Genomic DNA, 23271 nt, shown 5'->3' with positions numbered 1-23271 from the left:
TCGACCGTTATCTGGGCGGTAACACTTTTAGAAATCTATGCTGCTGGACATAAGCGGCGACCATACCGAGAATTTACTTTCAAATTCTGGCGGCAAAGTTCTATCGTAAATGAAAATAGGGGATGGGGTATGGAAACGAGTTCGGAGACTGGCGATGCTGCCGGTATATCAGCCGCGCCCGTAATAGAAGTCGTGGCGGACATCGCCGCCAGCTTTACATATGCGTCCTTCCAAAATGCTATTCCGGTGATCCGGTCTATCGCGCTCAACAACCCGACCCAGCAGGGTTTCGAAAAATGCACTCTCGAGCTGACATCGAACCCCCCTTTTTTGCGCGCCAAAAGCTGGACAATTGATCGGATCGTTGCTGGCGACCGGCTTCCCTTAAGCGATCGAAAAATCGATCTCGACGCCGGCTATCTGGCCGGTCTCAACGAGGCTGAGCGCGGGGAGATAACGTTGCGCCTAACCTCAGGAGGCGCAGTGCTGGCCGAGCAGCGCGTTGCGGTGCGCCTGCTTGCCCGCGACGAATGGGGTGGCGTCGTCGATATGGCGCAATTGCTCGCCGCATTCGTCATGCCGAACGACCCGGCGATCGCAGGACTGCTGCGTTCCGCAGCGGAGCTGCTCGCAGCGCATGGTCATCCTTCCAGCCTCGATGGCTATCAAAGCGGCAATCCGCAACGCGCATTCATGCTGGCGGCCGCAATTTATTCGGCCATTGCTGGCCTATCGCTGCATTATGCAGAGCCACCTGCGAGCTTCGAAAGCCGCGGCCAAAAAATTCGACGTCCCTCAATTATTACGGCAGAAAAGCTGGCAACCTGTCTCGATACCAGTCTGTTATTCGCGTCCGCCCTGGAGGCGACGGGCTTGCATCCCGTCGTTTTGATGTTTCAGGGACACGCGGCCGTCGGCGTCTGGATGACACAAAGGACGCTCGCCAACGCCATTGAACCCGATGCCATGGAGGTCCGCAAGGCGCTGGCATCGCGCGAACTCATCGTGTTTGAGACGACAGGCGTGACGCATCGGCCGGCGATGACGTTGGAGGCTGCCCAACACGCAATCGAACAGCGGCTCGACGAAACGCAGGTAGCCACCTTTGTCGCAGCCATCGATATACGCCGCTCGCGCAGCGGCGGCATCACACCGCTTGCTTCGCACGAACCGACGCGCCGCAGCGTGGATGCAGAGGCGGCAACCGAAATCGCGTTGCCGTTGCCAGCCGCACCGGCCGTGGTAGCCCTGCCGGTCGAGATCGTCGAGGTAAAGCCGACGACAGCGGCCGGACGGATCGACCGCTGGCAGAAAAAGCTCCTCGATTTGACACTGCGGAACCGCCTGCTCAATTTTCCGGACTCCAAGAAGACAATTCCGTTTCTTTGTACTGACGTCGGCTACCTCGAGGACCGTCTGATGGCAGGCGCTTCGATCCGGCTGATTTCGCTCCCCGAACAGAATCCACTGGGCGAGCGGGATGCTGTCCTCTATCGCGAGGTGCACGGACGTGACCTCCAGCGTGGCTTTGCCGCGGAAGCGCTTCTGCGCGACGAGCTCCCGTCGACGCTCGATGGGCGTCAATTGGAATCCCGGCTGATCGATCTTTACCGGCAAGTGCGCAACGATTTTGCCGAGGGCGGCGCGAATACGCTCTTCCTGGCGGTCGGCTTCCTGCGCTGGAAGAAGAAGGCCGAGGACGAGCGCAGCTATCGCGCGCCATTGCTGCTCGTACCGGTCAAAATCGAGCGCCGCAGCGCAACATCGCATTTTACCTTGCGCTTCCATGAAGATGAACCGCGATTCAACGCAACCTTGTTGCAGTTTCTCGAACGCGACTTCGAGCTCAAACTGCCACAGTTTTCCGGTGAGCTGCCCGAGGACGAAAGCGGCGTTGATGTGCCGAGGCTGCTCGGTCTTATGCGCCAGGCAGTGCGCGACGTCCCCGGCATGGAGGTGGTGGACGAGACGGCGCTGTCGACCTTTTCCTTCGCCAAGTTTCTCATGTGGAAGGATCTGGTCGAGCGTACCGATGCGCTGCGCGAAAACCGTGTCGTGCGCCATCTGATCGACACGCCGGAGATAGCTTTCGAGGGCAATGGCGCATCATTCCGCGACGAGCGCGAACTCGACCGGCACTATGCCCCGTCCGACATGGTTTTGCTGCTGCCGGCCGACTCCTCACAGACCGCCGCAAGTCTTGCCGCCGCTGAGGGTCGCGATTTTGTCATCATCGGTCCTCCCGGCACTGGCAAGAGCCAGACCATTGCCAACATGATTGCCAACTGTCTTTCAGTTGGCAAAACCGTGCTGTTTGTGGCCGAGAAGACGGCGGCGCTCGATGTGGTGTATCGCCGCCTGCGCGAACATGGCCTGGGCGCGCATTGTCTCGAACTCCATTCCAGCAAGGCGGACCGACGCAACTTTCTCACCCAGCTCAGGATCAGCTGGGAAAGCGGCGTGCGCGTGGACGCAGCGGAGTGGATTGCGATCAACGAGCGGCTTCGCGTCCGTCGCGACGAACTGAATGCCTATGTCGAAGCGCTGCATCGGCACCATGTCAATGGTCTGACGCCTTATCTGGCGCTCGGCATCGCTCTCAAGAACAAGCGGCAGCACGCTCCGAGATTGTCCTGGCCATCGCGCGATTCCCATGACGAGGCAAACCGGCTGGCGCTGGAGCATATTGCCGCCGAAACAGGTCTCGCATTTCAGTCGGTGGAGATGCGGTCGGTCTTGCGTCTTATAGATGTCACCGAGTGGACGTCAGGCTGGCAGGACAATTTGCTCGAAGGGGCAAAGACCCTCAAGAATGCGTCCGAGGTTCTAGCGACCGCACTCGACGCCTTCCTGGTGAGCATCGGCCTGCGCGCCAAAGGCGACGCGTCAAAAGCGGAGCTCGAAGCGCTGCGAAAACTAGCAGCGGCACTCCAGGACAGTGCCGGCTATGACGTCAGCATTGTCTTTGATCGAGATTTCGCCCAGTTGCGGGGAGCCCTCGCCACTCTCAATGAGGCAATCGGAGACTATCGCAAGTCTCGCAAGGACCTGTCGGCCCGCTATGACGAGGCTGCCGTTGCGCGCATACGGGTGGAGGACATAGAGCAGCAATGGCAGCAGGCCGCTTCTGCATTCTGGCCAAACAGTCAGTTGGGCAAACGCAAAGTCCAGAAGCTGCTTCAAGGCTATGTCACAGAGGGGGTAGCCGATCCTCAGCACGACTTGCTGCTGTTGCGCCTGATGCAGGACCGCCGGGCCACTGTCGAAGCCAACATCCTATCTGGGAAGCCGATCGGATTTGCCGCACTTGATACCGACACCCACCGTATCGATCAGATACTCTCGATGGCCGAAAGGCTTCGACAGACGCTACGCCTGCCCGGCCTCGGCACGGAGGATTTCAAAGCGCTCCTGCAAGCAACCGCCCCGAGCCTGCGAAGCGGTGCAGCAGATAGCACGATGCGCTATGGGGCAGCCCGCTTCCTTGCGGCTTCTGCAGCATTCGAGGCTGCCAAGACCCAATTTGCGATCCCTGCTGGAAAGACGCCTTCTTGGGCAGAACATGATAACCCGCTGACCGAATTGACGACTGCGATGGGAGACTTGCTCGACGCCCGTCATCTTCTCCGGGACTGGACTTCGTGGTGCGGCATTCGTCGCAGGGCTGTCAGTCACAATCTGGGAGCGTTGGTCGACGATATCGAGGCGGGTCTAGTGCGACCAGCTGAAGCTCAATCCGCGTTCCGCCTGGCCTATGTACGCTGGTGGCTGCCGGCCACGCTGGATGCCGATCCGGTGCTGCGGAATTTCCGTCGCTTCCAGCACGAGCACGCCATCGAAGATTTCCGGGAAATCGACGATCTTGTCCGCGCTCAAGCAAGCCTTCGCGTCATCAGTGCCATCGCTCATGGTTTGCCGGCTGTGCAAGGCGTCCCGCGCAATTCCGAGTTGGGCCTGTTGCGCCATCAGATGGAATTGCAGCGGCCCAGCCGGTCAATCCGCGAGATGATTGGCGCGATGCCGACGAGCTTTGCCAAGCTCGCGCCGTGCATGCTGATGTCCCCTCTTTCAATCGCTCAATATCTACCGCCCGACCAAGCCCTGTTCGACGTGGTGATTTTCGACGAAGCATCGCAGATCACCACCTGGGACGCCGTCGGTGCCATCGCGCGAGCCCATCAAACCATAATCGTAGGCGATCCCAAGCAGTTGCCGCCCACCAATTTCTTTGGCCGCAACGAGGAGGACGAGGAAGTCGTCGAACACGAAAAGGATCTTGAGAGCATTCTCGACGAAGCCAAAGCGGCCGGCATCCCGGTACGTGACCTGCGCTGGCATTATCGTAGCCGCAATGAGTCGCTGATCGCCTTTTCCAACCATCACTACTATCAGAACCGGCTCATCACATTCCCTTCGCCAACGGTGGAAGATCGGGCAGTTCAGCTGCGAAAAATCACGACCGGCATCTATGACCGTGGCAAAAGCCGCACCAATCGAATCGAAGCCCAAGCGGTAACCGACGAGGCGGTCAGCAGGATGCGGCGTTGGCTGGCCCTACCGGAAAAGGACCGACCCACGCTCGGAGTCATCACTTTCAACGCGCAACAGCAGTCGCTCATCCTCGACCTTTTCGACAAGGCACGCCAGACAGAGCCGGAGCTTGAATGGTTCTTTGCCGACGAGCGTATTGAGCCCGCCATCGTCAAGAATCTGGAAAATGTCCAAGGGGACGAGCGTGACATAATCCTGTTTTCGATCACCTTTTCGCAAGATAATGCCGGCAAGCGCAGCATGGATTTCGGCGCGCTGAATCGGGACGGCGGCGAACGCCGGCTGAATGTCGCGGTGACGCGTGCGCGGCAGGAACTGATCGTATTTTCAGGTTTTGCCGCCGACCAGATCGACCCCAACCGAACCAAAGCGATCGGCGTACAGCATCTCAAAGCCTTTCTCGATTTTGCCGAACGCGGCGCTGTGGCATTGCCAGCGCAGGAACGCGGATCGGTCGGAGCCCTGGAATCCCCTTTCGAGGAGGCCGTCGCTGCCGAGCTTGAGAAGCGCGGATGGACCATCGTTCCTCAAGTCGGCATTTCGGGCTTTCGAGTGGATATAGGGATCCGGCATCCCGATCTCGCCGGCGCCTATCTGGCTGGGGTCGAATGCGACGGCGCGACCTATCACAGTTCTGCCACGGCGCGAGATCGAGACAAGGTCCGCGAGCAGGTCCTGCGCGGCCTCGGGTGGAACATTGTCCGGGTATGGTCAACCGATTGGTGGTTTGATCTCGAAGGTTGCACCGAGAGGCTTCATGCCAGCCTGGCCGCGCTGCTCGAGGAAAGCCGTCGCAAACAGGCTGAACAACAGGAAAGTGAAGCCGCGATCCATTGGGACATGGGACATAAGGTCGACCCCATGGACCCATTGCCAGCCGAAGACCTAGCATCGGCCGGCGAACCGGAACATCCGTCGATAAAATCAGAGCCAGAACTTGTCGCCGCTCCCCTCGCGACGGGAGAGCGCCCATCGGCATCTGCAGGAATTTTGCCTGCGGCCGCGCATTCGACGCATGATACCGTACCGACGGGCGGCCGTTATCGCCTGACTGATCTAACCGGATTTTCCACCAGCCCGGATCAGTTTTATGACTTCGTCTACCGAGGCACGCTGCGGTCCATGGTCGACGCGGTGATCGAGCAGGAAGGACCTCTGCGAGATGACGTCCTTGCGCAGCGCATCGCACGGGCGCATGGCTGGCTCAGAACGGGCAACAAGATTCGGGAGCGGATCGACCTGCATCTGCGCGAGTTCGATAGAACTGAAGAATCCAGCGGCAGCTTCCTATGGAAGAGAGGGACGGTGGTCGACCTGCTTGATTATCGCATGCCGTTCGATGCCGATGCCCGCCGGTCCATTGCCGACATTCCAATCGCCGAGCTGGCCGCTGTCGTCGTTGCGAACGAGGACATTCTGGAACAGTCCGACCCCGCTCTCGACCTTGCACGTCTGCTCGGTGTCGAGCGACTTGCGGCGATTTCACGCTCCCGGCTGGATGAAGCCATCGATCGCGCCCAGCGCAACCTGGCATCGACATAGTCTCGGAGACTCCATGTTTCGATTCATCCACAGCTCCGATCTTCATATCGGCAAGCGGTTCGGCAACATGCCAGAGGATCTGCGCGGGCGGCTCCGTGAAGCGCGCCATGGCGCGATCAGCCGGCTGGCAGAGCAGGCACGCGTCCATGGTGCATCCACCATACTTCTGGCCGGCGATACGTTCGATACCGAAACGCCCACTCCAGCGATGTTGCGGCAGGCCATGGCCGAGATGAGCCAGAGCGCGCCTCTGCGCTGGATATTGCTGCCTGGCAACCATGATTCCCTGTTGGCTGATCAATTGTGGAGTGCAGCGGACAGCGTTGTGCCGGACAATGTCCTGCTGGCGACGCGGCCCGAAACCCTGACCATTGGCGCGGACGTGGCGCTGCTGCCTGCACCTTGCACCACCCGCAGACCCGGTCGCGACCTTACCGAGTGGATGAACAGCGCCGCGACGCCGCAAGGCGCCATCCGGCTCGGCCTTGCTCATGGCGCTATTCAGAACTTTTCCGAAGATTCAGCAGCGTCCGATGTCATTGCACCAGATCGCGCGACTAAGGCCGGCCTCGATTATCTGGCACTTGGCGACTGGCACGGACCCGTCACCATCAATGAGCGCAGCCGTTATAGCGGTGCGCCCGAACCTGACCGTTTCAAGCATGATACACCCGGTCAGGCCCTTGTCGTTTCCATTGCCGGGCCTGGCGCCGTGCCCGAGATCGTGGCCGTTGAAACAGCTAGCTTTTCCTGGAAAACCGCTCCCCTGCATCTGCTGTCTGGCGACGACAGCGCCGCGGCATTTGAAGCGTTGCTTCCACCGGCTCATCTGCGGCGTCAGACTTTGCTGCGAATTGCCGCGTCTGGCCGGGTGCGGTTAAGTGGGCGAACGATCCTTCAAGCGGCGATCGCGGTAGCCGCGCCCGACTTCGCCTATCTGGAACTGGACGGGGACGGGCTCGCGACCGACTGCGAAAGTGGCGATTTGGATCGGATCGACCGCTCTGGTGCCCTTCGCGAGGCAGCGCAGGCACTGTTGGATGAAAGCAGCGACGAAACCCGGTCGGCTGTCGAACGCGACATATCGCGAGAAGCACTGGTTCGGTTGTTCAGCTATTGCGAGGCGATGGGATCATGAAACTTACGGCCCTTCGGCTCCACAACGTCAAACGGTTCGCCGGGCAAGGCGTCGCCATCGAAAACATCGGCGACGGCGTCAACGTGCTTTGCGCGGTCAATGAGTTCGGCAAATCAACCTTCTTCGAAGCGCTGCACGCACTCTTTTTCCAGCCTCACACGGGCACACCCGAAGGCGTGCGACTGTTGCGGCCTTACAGTGGGGGCAATCCGGTGGTGGAGGCCGACATCACCACTTCAGAAGGACGCTATCGACTTGCCAAGCAGTTTTATGGCGGCAGGCTGGCCAGCGTTATTGACCTCGACGGCGGGCGACTGTTGGCTCAAGCCGATGAGGCCGAAGCCTTTATCGGCAAACTAATCCATGGCGGAAGCGCAGGACCGGCAGGATTGCTCTGGGTTCGCCAAGGGGTCACCGGCATCGAAAGGCGCAGCAAAAGCGAGGAGGACGGCGAAAAACGCGTGCGCGAAAGCCTACTGTCCTCGGTTCAGGGGGAAGTTGAAGCCCTGACCGGCGGGCGACGCATGGCCGAAATCGCCGCGGCATGTGAAGAAGAACTCTATAGCCTGGTTACGTCAACGCTGCGTCCCAAGAGCGGCGGTCTCTATGCGGCAGCGCTCGACGAGCGTGACAAGCTGGTGAAAGACGAGCAGCGTCTCAGCGCCGAAGTCACCGGTCTGCGCGATTCGCTCGACAAGCGGCGCATGGCGTTGGCGCGTCTGTCTGAGCTTGAAAACCCCGAAGAAGGCGCCACTCGGCGGGAAGCCATCTCGGCCGCGGAAGCCGCAGTCGAGGCCGCCAAATCGCACAGCGAAGCCTTGAAAGCCGCCGAGGCGGAAGCTGCCCTTGCCGCAATTCACCACGACGCGGCGCAGCAGGCCCTCGATAGTTTTCGGACCGCGCTCAAACGAGCCACGGATTTGCGCCAGCAGTCGACGATTGCGCAGCTTCGCCGCAGTGAGGTTCTCGATCGGCGCGCTTCTGCCATTGCCGAAAACGAACAAGCGATGGGCGAAGTTCAAGCAGCCGAACTGGAAGAGCGCGAAGCACGCGAATTGCTCGCGCGGCTGGATGCGACTCTTTTGGCGCGTGACGCTGCCGAACAACTGGCCGGCTCGGACAACCGGTTGAAACAAGCCGAAGTCGCCAGAACCCAGATCGAAGATGGAGAGGCAGCACTGGCGATGCTGGCGGTGCCGGAACAAGCTGTCGAGCAACTCCAGGCGCTCGAAATCGAGATCGCCAGCCTTCGTGCAGCTCACCTGGCAACCCTGCCGACGCTATGCATGGAATACCGGGACGGCGCCGCCGATTTGGTGACCATCGATGCCAAGCCCTTGCCCCATGCAGAAGACCAAAGCTTTGCTGGCACCGTACGCCTGGATATTGCCGGCATCGGAGCCTTGACCCTGCGATCGAATCGGCCGCAGCAGGCCGACCGGACCATCGAAGACGCCGAAGCGAAGCACCGCAGCCTGCTTGCGTCCCTCGGTGTCGATAGCCTCAGGACGGCACGCCAGCGCCTAGTGGAAGCGCGCGACAAAGCTACCGAACTGGGCTTGGCGCGTCAGCGACTTGCCGATCTCGCGCCCAAGGGGATACAGCAATTACACGAGGAGCTTGCTCGTCTGAGTGCCCTCGGGGCCGGGGACCTCGAACTCAAAGTCGATCCAGAACAGATCCGGCAACATCATGCCGCAGCCGAGCAGCGTGTGGCGACAACACGCAACAGCGTGCGCGAGGCCTTGCCTTTGCGCAGCCATGCCGACGAGGCTGTCATGGCTGCGGAGACGGCTTATGTCACCATCCAGGCGGAACTGACCAGCCTCGAGGTCATATTGGGACCCGATGCAGCGCGCGAGGAAAAGGGGCGCTTGCTGCTCACCGAGGCCACCGCACGACAAAAGCTGCGCGAAGCGGCCGAAATGCGCGCTGCTCCCCTGCGCGACGGCGCTCGCGATCTCACCAGCGCTGAAGCCGTTCTGCGCCGCGCCCGTTCGGTTCAGGATGCCGCCACACAGGAAGCAAGTCAGTTGCGTGTAACCCTGGCCGATCTCAATGGCCATATTCGCACTCGGTCCGACGACGCGGTGGAAGAAGCTTTGCGCGAGGCCACAGAAAAATTGGAAATCGCTGGAGAGCGAGCGAGACGCTTCGAATTCGAAAAAGCCGTCCTCGACCGGCTGCGCACGACGCTGGTCGCTGCGCGCTCGACGGCACGCGATCTTTATCTGAAGCCGGTCATGTCCGAGCTGCGACCGCTGCTTGGATTGCTATTCGATGACATCTCCATAGTGTTCGACGAGAACACACTGTTGCCACAGACCGTTCGCCGCAATGGTCAGGATGAGGATGTCGATAGGTTGAGTGGCGGCATGCGAGAACAGCTTTCGGTTCTGACACGTCTGGCCTTCGCCCGTTTGCTTGCCCGCGACGGCCGACCCACACCGGTTATCCTGGATGACGCTTTGGTTTATTCCGATGACGACCGCATCGAGCGCATGTTCGACGCTTTGCATCGTCAATCACACGATCAGCAGATTCTCGTTTTCTCCTGCCGCCAACGCGCGTTTGCAAAACTCGGCGGTAACATTTTGCAGATGAGCGACTGGCAACCGGGTCGGTCATAAGCGGAGATCGCGCAGCCTCAGCTAGGGCGACGGCAGATCGTATCGTGTTACGATTGCAATGCCGTTTTCGATCTCGATTTCGATAACTTCATTAATCAGGAATTCCTCTGGGCCAAGATCCTCGAGGAGAGCATCGAAGAGCTCTCTCTGTTTTTCAGGCCCGACCTGAGGGACGACGATAATCAGGCCGGCGTGAACCGGTTCTTTGGCATAGAGCTTCCTGAAGTCCTTAGCATTGTTGGTGACGAAGGTGAAATCCTCATCGATAATGAGCGGCATGAGGTCCCAGTCGGTTTCGCCGCTTAGCCCAAGCCAGTTGACGTGGTTTGCTTCATGTCCGCGTTCTTGGGCTACCGCAACCAGAGACGTGTGCAGGCACTCATCGATCAGAAACCTCACGAGGTCACACGCGTCTCGACCTGGCCGACGGACCTGGGTCGCCCTTCAAAACCACGCGCTTCGACGACTTTATTTTCACGCCCTGCTCGACCAGCTTCTTAGGCCGCCCACGAACCGGGTGCGCGGCGACCCACATTCTGGCGAGCTCAATCACGCGCGGCGTTAGCTTCGGATATCCCTCCAGAACCTCCGCTTCATCTGCGCCCTGCGCTAGCATCGTCGTGATCATACGAACAGGGATGCGGGTTCCTTTGAAGACAGGCTCTCCGCCCATCACCCCTTTAACGCGGCCGATGGCGGCCTCCGCTTCATCAAGATCCACGATGCGCGCTTTGAGCTGTTTACGTGCCTCGGCGACGTCGACGATCAGCAGGTCGTCGGCCCTTACGGTCTTGGCCCTTGGGGCAGCTTTGATTTCCTCGAACAGGCGGTAGCGACGATCAGCGGGCAATGTCGCACCCACGCCATACCAAAGCTTGAGCCGCAGCAAATCCTCGCCGGTCAATGCCCGTCGGACGACCCCACCGATGCGCCGAGCAGTGCTTGGCACAGTATCGACAATGCGTTTGTCGATCGCATTGTGCACGGCCTTGATTCCTATCCCGCTGACGGCGGCTGCCTCTGCGGGGGTGTAGATGCGAGCAAGTGTGCCCATTATTCTTCTCCTTATAAAGAATAATATAGGCCGTTTGACCCCCTCCGTAAAGGCACGCGTCTTTGGAATCACGGCGGTTAGCAAAGGCGGTGGTGAGCCGAGAGGCCTCACAAACCCTTGGGGCTCGAGATGGCAGACTCGGCGCAGTATAATTGCGCTAACTATCGAATTTGCAGTTGGCGACAAACGACACACGAGTTCGTCGCGGACTTTTAACTCTGCGAAGGCGCGTCTTCGAGCGCTTTGAAACCCTACACCCATCTGCAGGCCATCTGTATCAAGCTTTGGACCAAAACCGTTTCCATCGCTCACGAGCGTTCTCTCTGGGGGTCTCAAGTGGGGCTTGCCCATGGCCACGAATTTTTGGGCGACAGCGGTGCAGAGGCCGCATACCGCTGCCTGCTTGACGTCGCTGACCGTGTCCATGTCCGAAATTTGCCTACAAATTTCGGACGCCCTTGGGCGCGCTAGATTCGCTATGGAAAGCTGGAAGCACTCGCAAGCCCGGTGGCCACAGCGTCTGCAGCGCCAAGCTATTCCTCCGTATCCAAACCCGCATCCTCATGGCCACTAGCCAACTCTGGCATAATTTCACCAGCAAGCAGCTCATCTCTGCTCAGCAGCCCGGCATCCTCGAGCGCCTCGCAGTCCGGGAGATCGCGAAGCGTGTCGAGGCCGAACTCGAGCAGGACGCTTTTGTCGTCACATAGGTGTAGGGAGCGCCGGGCGTCGGACTGCGCGGGTTCGACGCGATCAGGCCGGTGCCGCAGATGGCCGATCAGGTCGCGACTGATTACTTCCCGAAAACCGACGACAATTCGGCGCGGGTAATCGGCTGGAAGTGCCGATGCACATCAGCATCAGCACGTCCGACCACGTCAGGTCCACGGCACGCCCGCTGCTTCCGCAGGCGCGGATGGCATCGGCATAGGCCGGCCGTGTCAGGTGCTTCCAGCCGCCGGCGACAGCGACGAGGTCATAGGGCCGTCCGCGCAGCTCTCGGATGTCGTCGATGAGAAGGTCACGGGCGAGCTCGCGGGAGAGACTGCACCGCAAGCGCGTCCCGCGCGCGCGAACTGCTCGATCAACTGATCTCAGACGACGACGAATCTCGTCCAGATTCCAAAAGCGGTGGCCGCAGCGGCGCTTTGCGGGCTCGCGTTACCACAGATCGCAGAACTGTGATCTCGCCTTGTGCCCGAGACCGCAATCTGGGCTCGCGACGAAGCATATCGCTTGCGATCATCAAAGGACGCGTCGACGCCGTCGGTTGCCTTTTCCACCGCCGCCTCACACATCGTGTTGGGGCTGAAGAGCTACCTGCAAATCCTCGCAACGGGCGCGGCCGCATCCTTGATTTTACAAATTGACACGTCTTGGTTTTTAGAAAATGCCACGTGCGATGATGGCGCCAAAAAAAAATGTCACGCGAGATGATCATGCCTGAGGTAAATGGTCCGCCAAAGTTGGGAAAGGTATACCGGTTGAATGGTGGATAGGTACGCCGGATAAAAAGGGCTTCGGGTTCCGGAAGACGAACTAATCGACGGATAGGCGCTGCTCGTGAGGGAAACTGCATGCGCATTACGGTTATGACCATCCAGGGATGTCGGATATGATCTTGAATAGTGACATTGCAGGCCAAAGAGCGGCCGAGAAGCTAGCAGAGGGCCTGAAATCGCAGGGCAAGCAGCAATACGAAGAAAGGTCGAGGGAACGCGAACGAGATGTGTCTCGTTAGGTCGCACGTTGCACCAGGGGTGCGTCGGAAGGCACTCCGCCGTGTCCTGAAGAGGTAGCCTGCACTTGAGAATAGCCACGGTGGTACCTTATTTTCGGCTGTGAAGCACACGAGACCCGCGACGTGAGACCCAGTTGCTCAATACCCAGTTGCTGGGTGAGCGTGCATGACTGCCAACGGAAGGTCTTGCACGCACCCTCGCGATCTTGAGCAATGGTCGCCATGACTTTCTTCTTGCAGGCTTTTGAGTGGCCCAGCCTGCAATCACCAGACCCCACCGACTCTAAAGAGCGTGGCAGACGGGATAGTCGAGGTTGCCCGGCACAATTACGCTCAAGGCTTGCGCCGCCCAGAGGACACGCTGAAAAGGCAGCATGGGCGCGCAAGCACGCCATTCACGAGAGGTTCGACATGAAGACTATGCAAGAAAAAGACATTCCGGCATTCGTGCAAGCAGTTGTGGAGGCCGGCTGCAACATTTGCGCGATTGGCAACTTGGGATATGTCTTTGGCGATGCTGATTTGACGCCGGCGCAACGGAGGTCCGTCGAGCCACAGCTGCGCAGGATTGCTGAGATCTACGGCGAACGCGATCATCTCATGGACGAGATAGCTGTATATCTGCGGTCGATCGGACGCCATGTCGAGGTTGAGCCGAAGACAGGTGTTTCCTGATGGCCGCGATCGATCGCGTTCCGTAGTCGCCATTTCTATTGGGTAACGAGCAGCCGTCTTCCAACCTCTGAAACAAAAAAGAGGTGACCCCCAAAGGCCGCTCTCGAGACCGCAAGTCTGAGCCGCTAACGCATTGCGATAACCAGGCTGTCCGAACTGGGCGTCGATGCCTTCCTCGACCAGGTCGCGGTAGGCGGCGATCTCATCTACCGCATGCATAGCCAAGCCAGAGAAGTTTTCGGCAGCGGAATTCTCGGTCGCTTCCCCTTTTATGACTAGAGGGTGCGGCCGATCCGGCCGCGACGATCTCGCAGGGATTGCCATATACGGCAACACGAACACCGGCGGATCAATACTCGGATAATGGCGGCCGGCTATGTAGCGATCGATCGCGCACCAACATATCAATGCAATAGCTTAGTTGCTTTCAAAGGCGGGTCTCTACGAACTGCAAGCAAGCTAAACGATTGCGTCAACTCTTCCTCGCAGAGCGAAAACTCCGCGCCCACGCGATTTCTCTGCTGGAACAGCGGCACATCCTCAGCGCCAGGACACGGCCGCCGCCGTCGGGTTTTACGAAGCCGGTGATTGCATAAGTTGCCCGCAAGATATCATTGGTATCGGGAACGCCGCCGATGCCGCATCCTGAATAGAGCGGCCGCTTGCACCTGCCAGCCCGACGACCAGATCATATCTGCAACTCCATCTACCTGGACGTGGTGCAAATCACCTCGCTGAAGCCGCAAATCGTCGCCTTCGACCAGGATAACCACATCCGTGACCGCCTGAGCTACTCGGTCGATCTCGACGCACATGGCCGATACAGTTTTTCCATCCTTCACGAAGCGAATGAGACTTTGGCCATTCCAGCCCTGGTCTACGGGGCGTGACTTGTCCCCGATGCATGCGCGAGCTCTCCGCTCGGCCGGCCGCCGGACGTCGCCACCGGCCGAAGGCGCCCGAAGGCGCCCGAAGGCGCTTGACAAAGCAGCACCGGCCCATTCAACTTGAGGCATTCACCAGGGGAGTCCCGGTAAGGGGCTGAGATACTGCTGGCTTTCGCGGCGCAGTGACCCGTTGAACCTGATCCAGTTCATACTGGCGTAGGGACGGTGCAAGCGCTTTGCGGGAGTTTACGCCCGAGGTCCTGCTGCAGCAGGTCTACAGAAGCGTCTTTTCATCCTTCCGGCACAGAACTGGGTCTCCAATGCATGAGCAAAGGAGCCTCACGATGAATGCCCTCACCCCCGCCGTGTCGACGGGACCACTGCCCGCCTCGCGGAAAATCCACAAGCCCGGCGTCCTCTACCCGCAGATCAGGGTGCCGATGCGCGAGATTTCCGTCCATCCGACGGCCGGCGAACCGCCCGTCACCGTCTACGATCCGTCCGGCCCCTACACCGATCCATCAGTCCAAACCAGCATCGAAAAAGGCCTTGCCCGGCTTCGCCACGAATGGGTCACGGCGCGTTGCGATGTCGAAGCCTATGACGGCCGCCACGTCCGGCCGGAAGACAATGGATTCGCCACCGGCGAGCGCCTGACACCGGAATTTCCGATACGCAATCGGCCGCTCAAGGCCAAGCAGGGCAAGGCGGTGACCCAACTTGCCTATGCGCGCGCCGGCATCATCACGCCAGAAATGGAGTTCGTAGCCATCCGCGAGAATCTCGGCCGCGAGGTGATGCGCGGCAAGCTGCAACGCGACGGCGAAGCCTTCGGCGCGGCGATCCCAGATTTCGTCACACCCGAATTCGTGCGCGACGAGGTGGCGCGCGGACGCGCAATCATTCCCGCCAACATCAATCATCCCGAGAGCGAACCGATGATCATCGGGCGAAATTTCCTGGTGAAGATCAACGCCAACATCGGTAACTCGGCTGTCACATCGTCGATGGCCGAAGAGGTCGAAAAGATGGTGTGGGCGATCCGCTGGGGCGCCGATACGGTGATGGACCTGTCGACCGGCCGCAACATCCACAACATCCGCGACTGGATCGTGCGCAATGCACCGGTGCCGATCGGCACGGTGCCGCTCTATCAGGCGCTCGAAAAGGTCGGCGGCATCGCCGAGGACCTCAACTGGGAGGTCTATCGCGACACGCTGATCGAGCAGGCCGAGCAAGGCGTCGACTATTTCACCATCCACGCCGGCGTGCGGCTGCACTACATACCGCTGACCGTCGACCGGGTCACGGGCATCGTCTCGCGCGGCGGCTCGATCATGGCCAAATGGTGCCTGCACCATCACCGGGAGAGCTTCCTCTACGAGCATTTCGAGGAGATCTGCGACATCGCCAGAGCCTATGACGTTTCCTTCTCGCTCGGCGACGGCCTTCGTCCCGGTTCAATCGCCGATGCGAACGACGCGGCGCAATTCGCCGAACTGGAAACACTTGGAGAACTCACCAAGATTGCCTGGGCAAAGGACTGCCAGGTGATGATCGAAGGCCCGGGCCATGTCCCCATGCACAAGATCAGGCAGAACATGGACAAGCAGCTCGCAGTGTGCGGTGAGGCGCCGTTCTACACGTTGGGGCCGCTGACGACCGACATCGCGCCGGGCTATGACCACATCACCTCAGGGATAGGTGCCGCCATGATAGGCTGGTTCGGCACCGCAATGCTTTGCTACGTCACGCCGAAAGAGCATCTCGGCCTTCCCGACCGCAACGACGTCAAGATTGGGGTGATCACTTACAAGATAGCCGCCCATGCAGCCGATCTGGCGAAGGGCCATCCGGCAGCGAAAACCAGGGATGATGCCCTTTCGCGCGCGCGCTTCGAGTTCCGCTGGGAGGACCAGTTCAACCTGTCGCTCGACCCCGAAACCGCACGGTCCTTCCACGACCAGACCTTGCCCAAGGAGGCGCACAAGCTGGCACATTTCTGTTCGATGTGCGGGCCGAAATTCTGCTCCATGCGCATTTCCCACGACATCCGTGCCGAGGCTCAGAAGGAAGGCATGGCGGCAATGGCGGCAAAATACCGGGAGGGCGGCGATCTCTACATGCCGGCGGACGAGACTGGCGTACCGGTCGTGCCGGAGGCTCCCAAACCATCATGAGGGTGCTCGTCAAAGGGGCCGGCGTTGCCGGCCTCACCGTCGCTTTCGAACTCGCCGCCCGCGGCGCGACGGTCACAGTCGCCGAGATGCGGCATGGCCTTGGCGGCAACGCGTCGTGGTTCGCCGGCGGCATGCTGGCGCCATGGTGCGAGCGCGAAAGCGCGGAGCAGCCGGTGCTGGATCTCGGACGCGACGCTGCCGACTGGTGGGATGCGGTGCTGTCGGGTCAGGTGACACGGGCCGGGACATTGGTCGTGGCCGCGCCGCGTGATGCCGGTGAGCTTGACCGGTTCGCCAGTCGCACGTCAGGGCATAGGCGCGTCGATGAAAACGAAATTGCGCTCCTGGAACCCGACCTCGCCGGCCGCTTCCGGCGTGGATTGCTCTTCCCCAACGAGGCTCACCTCGACCCACGCCAGGCGATGGCGGCACTTCATGACAACCTTGCGACCATGGGTGTCAAATTCCACTTCGGCTGCGACGCCCGGCCTGTTTCGGGTTTCGCCCGTCAGATAGACTGCATGGGAATGGCAGCGGCCGATGACAGGCTGCGCGGTGTTCGCGGCGAAATGCTGATCCTTCGCACGCCTGATGTCTCGCTGTCGCGGCCGGTCCGTTTGCTTCATCCACGCTTTCCGCTTTATGCCGTGCCGCGCACCGATCACCGTTTCATGATCGGAGCGACGATGATTGAAAGCCAGAGCGCCGGACCGGTGACGGCGCGTTCCATGATGGAGCTGCTGGGCGCCGCCCATGCCCTCCATCCGGCCTTTGGTGAGGCCGAGATCGTTGAAACCGGTGTGGGTGTCCGTCCGGCATTTCCCGACAATTTGCCACGCGTCGAAACAGACGGTGAGATCATCGCGATCAACGGTCTTTATCGTCACGGTTTTCTCCTCGCCCCCGCCATGGCGCGCCAGGCTGCCGGCCTGGTTTTCAGTCAAGACAGAACCAAGGAGCATGCTCATGAAACTGATGGTCAACGGCGAGGCGCGTGAGATTGCCGCCACCACGCTGGCCGAGTTGCTTGCCGCGCTCGACTATGAGGGCGATTGGCTCGCCACCGCCGTCAACGGCGACCTCGTGCACAAAGCCAACCGCACGGAGTTCCAGTTGAGCGACGGCGACCGGATCGAAATCCTCTCGCCCATGCAGGGCGGCTAGCATGTTGGAGCTTTATGGAACCGAGCTTTCGTCGCGCCTGCTTCTCGGCACCGCTCAATATCCTTCGCCGGCCATCCTTGCCGATGCAGTCAAGGCGTCGGGCACGTCGGTGGTGACCGTCTCGTTGCGGCGTGAGATGGCGGGCGGTAGAGCCGGCGAACAATTCTGGTCGTTGATCCGCTCGCTGGGCGCCAGAATCCTGCCCAATACCGCCGGCTGCCTCTCCGTCAAGGAAGCCGTCACCACCGCGAAAATGGCGCGCGAGGTCTTCGGCACCAACTGGATCAAGCTCGAAGTGATCGGCAATCACGACACGCTACAGCCGGATGTGTTCGGTCTGGTTGAAGCCGCCCGCATCCTGTGCGAGGACGGCTTTGCGGTATTCCCCTATACCACCGACGATCTCGTTGTCGCCGAGCGGCTGCTGGAAACGGGCTGCAAGGTCCTGATGCCGTGGTGCGCACCGATCGGTTCCGCCTTGGGACCGGTCAACATGACGGCGCTGCGCTCGATGCGCGGATATTTCCCTGGCGTCCCGCTGATTGTGGATGCGGGGCTCGGACGGCCGTCGCACGCGGCCACCGTCATGGAACTCGGCTTTGACGCCGTGCTCCTGAACACAGCGGTCGCCAAGGCGGCATATCCGGTCGGCATGGCGCGTGCTTTCGGTAAGGCGGTCGACGCCGGTCGTGAGGCGTTCAGTTCGGGAATGCTCGAACCGCGCGACGTCGCCGTGCCATCGACACCGATGGTCGGCAGGGCCGTTTTTTCATGAAGCTCGATCCCTTTTATCTGATCGTCGACAGCGCTGCCTGGATCGAACGGCTGGTCCCACTCGGAGTCCGGCTTCTGCAACTGCGCATCAAGACCGTGGATGAGGCTGGGTTGCGCGCGGAGATCCGCACCGCGAAGGCCTTGTGTGCTCGATACCAGTGCCAACTCATCGTCAACGACCACTGGCGCCTGGCAATCGAGGAAGGCTGCGACTTCATACATCTCGGCCAGGAGGATTTGCAGACCGCTGACCTCTTGGCGATACGGGCAGCCGGCGTAAGGCTCGGACTGAGCACACATGATCATCAGGAGCTGGAAACGGCGATGGCCGCCGAGCCTGACTACATAGCGCTTGGACCCATCTATCCGACCATCCTGAAGAAGATGAAATGGGCGCCGCAAGGGGTCGAACGGATCAGCGAATGGAAGCGCCAGGTCGCGCCGTTTCAATTGGTCGCCATTGGTGGCCTCAACCCTGAGCGGCTCGACGGTGTCTTTGCGGCTGGCGCGGACAGCGCGGCGGTGGTGACCGACATCACGCTCAACGACGACCCCGAGGCGCGCACGCGAGAATGGATCGAAAAGACGGACCAATGGCGCTGAGGCGAGAACCACATGTGCTTGTCGTCGGTGGATCGGACTCCAGTGGCGGTGCTGGAATTGCACGCGATATCGAGACGATCTCTGCCATTGGCGTGCGCACCTGTCTCGCCGTCACAGCGCTAACGGTGCAAACGCATGACGCCGTGATCGAAATCTATTATTCGCCACCTAGCCTGGTGGCCAATCAGATGTGCGCCGCGCTGCAGGCCAACGACGTGGCCACAATCAAGATCGGCATGCTGGCGACTGCCAAGATCATTGTTGCCGTTGCCGCAGTGCTGCGCAAATTTCCGCATGTCCCCGCAGTACTCGACCCTGTGCTGGCCTCCACCTCAGGCCGCGCACTTCTGCAAGCAGGCGCTATCGCTGCCATGAAGCGCGATCTTATGCCGCTTTGCTGCATTGTCACGCCCAACCTCCCTGAACTGGCGCTCCTTAGTGGCTCCGAACTGGCAGTGGATGAGGACGGAGCGCTCCAACAAGGAAAAAGACTGCTGGCCGCCGGCCCTCAAGCCCTGCTGATCAAGGGTGGGCATGCGTCGGGAACCCGGTCGACCGATATTCTGTTACGCTCCGGGCACGAACCCATCCGCTTCGATGCACCGCGCCTTGCCACATCGATGCGCGGGACAGGTTGCATGCTGGCCAGCGCGATTGCGGCGCATCTGGCGAAGCCGAAGCCGCTCGAAGACAGCGTGCGCGAAGGCAAGCTGTTTGTCTTGGAGAGGCTTCAGAAATGCCGGCTGAATAACCACAGCGTTCTGCGTCCAGCCAAGCAGACCCATTTTCCAGAATTTTTCCCGTAGCGAGACTAGAGAAGGGGCTACTGCTTCTCTATGCCATCCTCACAACGCGTTGAGTTTCTCACTGCCAATTATGCGACTTTCGAGGTGCAAATAGCGAATATCGAGTTCTTAGTGACAGAAACGACCGGAATTGGTTGCGTGGATCACCAGGTCGCTACCGATTGGGTCAGCGACTCAATAGAACGTCACATCTCTGTCCACACTCGAGCTTATTTGCCGCAAACGCGTCGAGCCCCGCGTCAATCGGTCTTATAATAGTATCCGGGGCAGCTCCAAAGCTGTGGCATCGGCTACCCGCCGGCCGTGGCGCTTGCTGTTCGAGCGTCGGACGCCGCCTGCCATTGAACATCTGATGGGCTATTGGGTGGCGGCGACACACTCATCCAGGTGCAACTGGCTTTTTCAACTCGGGAACCAGCAGAAGCCTTCGCTGCGTCGCAACATTTGGATTATGTCGTACAGCCCGATCTTCCAGAGAAAACAAGACCTAACGTTCGAAACCTGTCACGCAACCAACCACCGAATGAAAGATCCAGCGTGCGATCGCAGGGAGGTAAGAATAACCGGTCTGGCTTTCCTATCGCCGGTCCAGGTTAAGACCAACGACGTCGTCACGACATCAACACAGTGCGCGAAGCGCTCGTATTCCTGAATCAGTGGCCAAAAGCGCGTCGGGGACCGGTATTCAGTTGCGCGGTGAGAAGCAGCAACGCAGCGATCGCCGGACAGATGACACCCGAGCAGGCGCGGCAAGCATTGTGGGATTTGCCAGGATTGCCGGCGTGCTGGCCAAATCTGATTTCGTCGTTGGTGGCGACTGATTTAAAGCTGCAGGAAGATCACCGCCGGTAACGCGTTGGCCCGCTGCTCGCCAAGACGGAAAGAACGCCGCCTTGTGAGTTCCAATAATGGGCGATGCGGGAATTGCACATGTCTGTGCCCATCTGTCCGGCCGAAATGCAAATGGCGTCACTGGCGAAGGTCAGCGAACGCGGCACGCAGGGCTGGATTCTTTTGACTTGCGGCAAGCCGACATAGGTGCTGGCTTGATGTCTCGGTCACTGCGACGTGTCATGCCGATTCATTCGTCAGCTACCATGACGATGCGGCGCGTCGCCTGCGATCAGTTGATCGAACCGCGGTGCAATTCGGGACGCTTCGTCGATCCCGACAGTTGCGCAAAGGGAAGCCAAATCAGCGACTAGAGGCAACGTGGCTACGGATTCGAAGGGACCCCGCTGTTGCCGAAGAGGTGACTGGTGGAATGTCAAAGATCACCTCGTGAAAGGCCATTTGGGGCCACCTAATGATAAAGCCGGATGCCGCTATCGGGTCCTGGCACGGGAATGACGGTCCGGCCCTACGGTGGATCGAGTTCGGTTCATGTCGCTTCGCAAGGAGGATGTGTTCCGGCGTCTGCCCGAACCCCTCTTTCTCGCATTCTGCGAGGTTGCGCGATCGGGCCGCTCGGTCTCTGTGCTGATCGCCCCTCCTGTTGCCATCGATCGATTCCGCTTCCGGTGCGCACGCACGTGTCGCGCGTGGCAATCATGCAAGGTCGTGAATCATAGGAGGATGTACATGCTTTTGTCGGATTTCGGCCGCATCGGGTTCGATCCGTTTGTGGAAATGCGGCGCATGCAACAGGAAGTAAACCAGCGTTTGGCCGGGCTGACCGCCAGCGCCGCTCAGGAGTTTCCGCCGATCAATCTTTGGACTGGCGAGGACAGCGTGGCGGTGGCCGCGGAACTGCCGGGGATATCACCTGACGAAATCGGCCTCACGGTGCGCGAGAACATTCTGACATTGAAGGGAACGCGCGAGCCTCGAACGGAGGACGAGAAATCCGTCTGGCACCGCCGTGAGCGCGCCTATGGGACCTTCTCCCGGACAGTGCAATTGCCATTCCGCGTCGACCCGGAACGGGTCGAGGCGCGTTTCGCCAACGGGCTGCTCGAAGTCGAGTTGCACCGGCCGGAGGCGGATCGGCCGAAGAAGATCCAGATCAAGGGATAGAGGGAGGCAAGCATGGCTCAGGAACGCGGATCGGCCGTCGCACCATGCTGCTCAATGCCCGCAAGGTGCTTTACGACCATAGTTCGGCCATCACCATCCTTCTCGCCTTCAATGACATAACGGCCCGTCGTATCATCGAGCGGGAGAAGGAAGAACTGCTCGGTCGCACCGAAGACCTGCTTCGGCAGAAAGACGTCCTGCTGCGCGAGATGGAGCATCGGGTTGCCAACAGCCTGCAGATCATTGCCTCGATCCTGTTGCTGAAGGCACGCTCGGTGACGTCGGAAGAGACGCGCCAGCATCTCAAGGACGCCCATCAGCGCGTTCTGTCCGTGGCCGAGGTGCAACGCCATCTCCACACCTCCGCCGGCGTCGACGAGATCGATGTCGGCTCTTACCTACCGAAATTGTGCAGCAGCCTCGCCTCGTCGATGGTCGGCGAAGCCCAGCCGATCACGGTCACCGTAATGGCCGAAGGCGGCAGGATAGATTCGCAAAGGGCAGTCAGTCTGGGACTAATTGTCACCGAACTCGTGCTCAACGCCATCAAATATGCTTTCCCCAAGAAGAGAACCGGCGCTCGCATCCAGGTGAGCTACGAGACCGCGGGCAGTGACTGGAAACTGACGGTTTCGGACAATGGCGTCGGCAAGATCGCCAACGACGTACCGGCTACCGGACTTGGAACAGCCATCGTCGAAGCACTGGTGAAACAACTGGAGGCCAGGGTGGAGATTATCAGCGATATTGACGGCACCAGCGTGTCGGTCACCCGGGCGACGTTCACCTCGCGCGTGCCGCGAGCGGCGTAAAAACCGTTACTACGATGCTGCCTTCCGGACATCGCCTGATGTCCAGGGGATCTTCTGCCGCCACGGCCTTGTCCCCGGAGCGCAGGACTGCCAGTCGCATCGCATAAGCCGAAACCTCTCAGTCGGTTGAGGGCGCTTCCGATGGCCAAGATCCGCTTTTTTGGCGTTCAGCCGGTGGGACCAAGCTCTGAAGCTGACGCTGCGCAGGTCTTTGCGTGGATGACTCGGTGCGGTCGGTAAACTCGAAGTGGCGGTTGTGTGCGTCAAGTTCTGCAAAATGGGGCGGCCACGATGCTGGTCATGCGGCTTGGCGTAGAGCGAGCTTCTTGTGCTCGCGCAGGTCGTCAATGTTGATGTAGGGCCTCCATCCAGTTTTCGTTGGTTTCGACAGCCGGCGCCCTGACGAGGCGCAGGCAGCTTTCGGCGTTGGGGAAGATGCGCACGACATAGGTGCGCCGGCGGATTTCCTCATTGAGCCGTTCAAGCATGTTGGTGCTCTTGAGATGCTTGTGATGCTGGCGCGGCAGGCAAAAGAAGGTCAGCGTGCGCTCGATGGTCTCCTCCACCGTCGTCCATCTCGGCCTCGAGCACCTCCTGCATCACCGCACGGATCATTTCGTGAAGTCCGTCCGGGTCTGAAAGCAGAATGTCTTTGACGGCAGCGCTGGCGGTCTTACTTTCAATCTTGGTCATGGTGG

The 23271-nt window shown here is 60.1% G+C and carries 16 protein-coding genes, 3 pseudogenes and 1 riboswitch; of the genes and pseudogenes, 14 read left to right on the top strand and 5 right to left on the bottom strand.

Translation table 11 applies throughout. The features are described 5' to 3' along the window. Positions 1–129 precede the first annotated feature (129 nt). Genes EJ069_RS26540 through EJ069_RS26530 form a run of 3 tightly spaced genes read left to right on the top strand, consistent with a single transcriptional unit; the run spans position 130 to position 9861 of the window. The gene (locus EJ069_RS26540; protein ID WP_126057627.1) at positions 130–6093 is read left to right on the top strand and encodes a DUF3320 domain-containing protein; all 5964 of its coding nucleotides are present in this window, start codon (positions 130–132) and stop codon (positions 6091–6093) included. A 13-nt stretch (positions 6094–6106) separates the two neighbouring features. Further along, positions 6107–7231: a DNA repair exonuclease gene (locus EJ069_RS26535; protein ID WP_126057626.1), complete on the top strand. Its 1125-nt coding sequence runs from the start codon at positions 6107–6109 to the stop codon at positions 7229–7231. Further along, positions 7228–9861 (top strand): ATP-binding protein, encoded by a 2634-nt coding sequence (locus EJ069_RS26530; RefSeq protein ID WP_126063810.1) that lies wholly within the window; start codon positions 7228–7230, stop codon positions 9859–9861. The genes EJ069_RS26535 and EJ069_RS26530 overlap by 4 nt, the downstream gene beginning before the upstream one ends. A gap of 21 nt (positions 9862–9882) precedes the next feature. Here the strand turns inward: EJ069_RS26530 and EJ069_RS26525 are convergent, their stop codons facing one another. The 3 genes and pseudogenes from EJ069_RS26525 to EJ069_RS33425 all read right to left on the bottom strand — a co-directional run bounded on the left by EJ069_RS26525 (position 9883) and on the right by EJ069_RS33425 (position 11971). After that, positions 9883–10260 (bottom strand): DUF5615 family PIN-like protein, encoded by a 378-nt coding sequence (locus EJ069_RS26525; protein ID WP_126057625.1) that lies wholly within the window; start codon positions 10258–10260, stop codon positions 9883–9885. A 4-nt stretch (positions 10261–10264) separates the two neighbouring features. Then, positions 10265–10915 (bottom strand): DUF433 domain-containing protein, encoded by a 651-nt coding sequence (locus tag EJ069_RS26520; protein WP_126057624.1) that lies wholly within the window; start codon positions 10913–10915, stop codon positions 10265–10267. Between the two features lie 533 nt (positions 10916–11448). Beyond that, positions 11449–11971 (bottom strand): annotated as a pseudogene (locus tag EJ069_RS33425) (SMC-Scp complex subunit ScpB). Positions 11972–12869: 898 nt separating this feature from the next. Between EJ069_RS33425 and EJ069_RS33920 the strand changes: the two are divergent. The 11 genes and pseudogenes from EJ069_RS33920 to EJ069_RS26455 all read left to right on the top strand — a co-directional run. Beyond that, complete coding sequence (locus EJ069_RS33920; protein WP_306283303.1) at positions 12870–13331, top strand: hypothetical protein; 462 nt, start codon at positions 12870–12872, stop codon at positions 13329–13331. Positions 13332–13993: 662 nt separating this feature from the next. Continuing rightward, positions 13994–14221: a hypothetical protein gene (locus EJ069_RS26505; RefSeq protein WP_245454713.1), complete on the top strand. Its 228-nt coding sequence runs from the start codon at positions 13994–13996 to the stop codon at positions 14219–14221. Positions 14222–14342: 121 nt separating this feature from the next. Then, a riboswitch (TPP riboswitch) is annotated at positions 14343–14459 on the top strand. 103 nt (positions 14460–14562) lie between these two features. Continuing rightward, complete coding sequence (gene thiC / locus EJ069_RS26500) at positions 14563–16398, top strand: phosphomethylpyrimidine synthase ThiC (protein ID WP_126063809.1); 1836 nt, start codon at positions 14563–14565, stop codon at positions 16396–16398. Then, positions 16395–17396, top strand: coding sequence for a glycine oxidase ThiO (gene thiO, locus EJ069_RS26495; protein ID WP_126057621.1), 1002 nt, complete (start codon positions 16395–16397; stop codon positions 17394–17396). The genes thiC and thiO overlap by 4 nt, the downstream gene beginning before the upstream one ends. Further along, on the top strand, positions 17365–17562 hold the full coding sequence (gene thiS, locus EJ069_RS26490; protein WP_126057620.1) for a sulfur carrier protein ThiS: 198 nt from the start codon (positions 17365–17367) through the stop codon (positions 17560–17562). The genes thiO and thiS overlap by 32 nt, the downstream gene beginning before the upstream one ends. A gap of 1 nt (position 17563) precedes the next feature. After that, positions 17564–18337: a thiazole synthase gene (locus EJ069_RS26485; RefSeq protein ID WP_126057619.1), complete on the top strand. Its 774-nt coding sequence runs from the start codon at positions 17564–17566 to the stop codon at positions 18335–18337. Then, on the top strand, positions 18334–18939 hold the full coding sequence (locus EJ069_RS26480; RefSeq protein ID WP_126057618.1) for a thiamine phosphate synthase: 606 nt from the start codon (positions 18334–18336) through the stop codon (positions 18937–18939). The genes EJ069_RS26485 and EJ069_RS26480 overlap by 4 nt, the downstream gene beginning before the upstream one ends. Then, the gene (locus EJ069_RS26475; RefSeq protein ID WP_126057617.1) at positions 18930–19745 is read left to right on the top strand and encodes a hydroxymethylpyrimidine/phosphomethylpyrimidine kinase; all 816 of its coding nucleotides are present in this window, start codon (positions 18930–18932) and stop codon (positions 19743–19745) included. The genes EJ069_RS26480 and EJ069_RS26475 overlap by 10 nt, the downstream gene beginning before the upstream one ends. A 627-nt stretch (positions 19746–20372) precedes the next feature. Further along, positions 20373–20597: a DUF982 domain-containing protein gene (locus EJ069_RS26465; protein ID WP_245454712.1), complete on the top strand. Its 225-nt coding sequence runs from the start codon at positions 20373–20375 to the stop codon at positions 20595–20597. A gap of 531 nt (positions 20598–21128) precedes the next feature. Next, on the top strand, positions 21129–21761 hold the full coding sequence (locus EJ069_RS26460) for an Hsp20/alpha crystallin family protein (protein WP_126057616.1): 633 nt from the start codon (positions 21129–21131) through the stop codon (positions 21759–21761). A 29-nt stretch (positions 21762–21790) separates the two neighbouring features. Continuing rightward, a pseudogene (locus EJ069_RS26455) lies at positions 21791–22573 on the top strand (sensor histidine kinase); the annotation flags it as partial. 298 nt (positions 22574–22871) lie between these two features. On the opposite strand, the pseudogene EJ069_RS26450 reads toward EJ069_RS26455, so the two are convergent. Together EJ069_RS26450 and EJ069_RS26445 are read right to left on the bottom strand one after the other, a co-directional pair. Continuing rightward, positions 22872–23154: pseudogene (locus EJ069_RS26450) on the bottom strand (transposase); the annotation flags it as partial. Continuing rightward, positions 23054–23266: a hypothetical protein gene (locus tag EJ069_RS26445; protein ID WP_126057615.1), complete on the bottom strand. Its 213-nt coding sequence runs from the start codon at positions 23264–23266 to the stop codon at positions 23054–23056. The pseudogene EJ069_RS26450 and the gene EJ069_RS26445, both read right to left, overlap by 101 nt. Between the last annotated feature and the right edge of the window lie 5 nt (positions 23267–23271).

Source organism: Mesorhizobium sp. M2A.F.Ca.ET.043.05.1.1 (genome assembly GCF_003952445.1).
Lineage (GTDB): Bacteria > Pseudomonadota > Alphaproteobacteria > Rhizobiales > Rhizobiaceae > Mesorhizobium.
This window is presented reverse-complemented; position numbering and strand designations above follow the sequence as displayed.

Excerpts from the sequence above, each read along its gene's own strand:
- EJ069_RS26540 (WP_126057627.1), top strand. The coding sequence starts at position 130 with ATGGAAACGAGTTCGGAGACTGGCGATGCTGCCGGTATATCAGCCGCG.
- EJ069_RS26535 (WP_126057626.1), top strand. The coding sequence starts at position 6,107 with ATGTTTCGATTCATCCACAGCTCCGATCTTCATATCGGCAAGCGGTTC.
- EJ069_RS26530 (WP_126063810.1), top strand. The coding sequence starts at position 7,228 with ATGAAACTTACGGCCCTTCGGCTCCACAACGTCAAACGGTTCGCCGGG.
- EJ069_RS26520 (WP_126057624.1), bottom strand. The coding sequence starts at position 10,915 with ATGGGCACACTTGCTCGCATCTACACCCCCGCAGAGGCAGCCGCCGTC.
- EJ069_RS33920 (WP_306283303.1), top strand. The coding sequence starts at position 12,870 with ATGGTCGCCATGACTTTCTTCTTGCAGGCTTTTGAGTGGCCCAGCCTG.
- thiC (WP_126063809.1), top strand. The coding sequence starts at position 14,563 with ATGAATGCCCTCACCCCCGCCGTGTCGACGGGACCACTGCCCGCCTCG.
- thiO (WP_126057621.1), top strand. The coding sequence starts at position 16,395 with ATGAGGGTGCTCGTCAAAGGGGCCGGCGTTGCCGGCCTCACCGTCGCT.
- thiS (WP_126057620.1), top strand. The coding sequence starts at position 17,365 with ATGAAACTGATGGTCAACGGCGAGGCGCGTGAGATTGCCGCCACCACG.
- EJ069_RS26485 (WP_126057619.1), top strand. The coding sequence starts at position 17,564 with ATGTTGGAGCTTTATGGAACCGAGCTTTCGTCGCGCCTGCTTCTCGGC.
- EJ069_RS26480 (WP_126057618.1), top strand. The coding sequence starts at position 18,334 with ATGAAGCTCGATCCCTTTTATCTGATCGTCGACAGCGCTGCCTGGATC.
- EJ069_RS26475 (WP_126057617.1), top strand. The coding sequence starts at position 18,930 with ATGGCGCTGAGGCGAGAACCACATGTGCTTGTCGTCGGTGGATCGGAC.
- EJ069_RS26460 (WP_126057616.1), top strand. The coding sequence starts at position 21,129 with ATGTCGCTTCGCAAGGAGGATGTGTTCCGGCGTCTGCCCGAACCCCTC.
- EJ069_RS26445 (WP_126057615.1), bottom strand. The coding sequence starts at position 23,266 with ATGACCAAGATTGAAAGTAAGACCGCCAGCGCTGCCGTCAAAGACATT.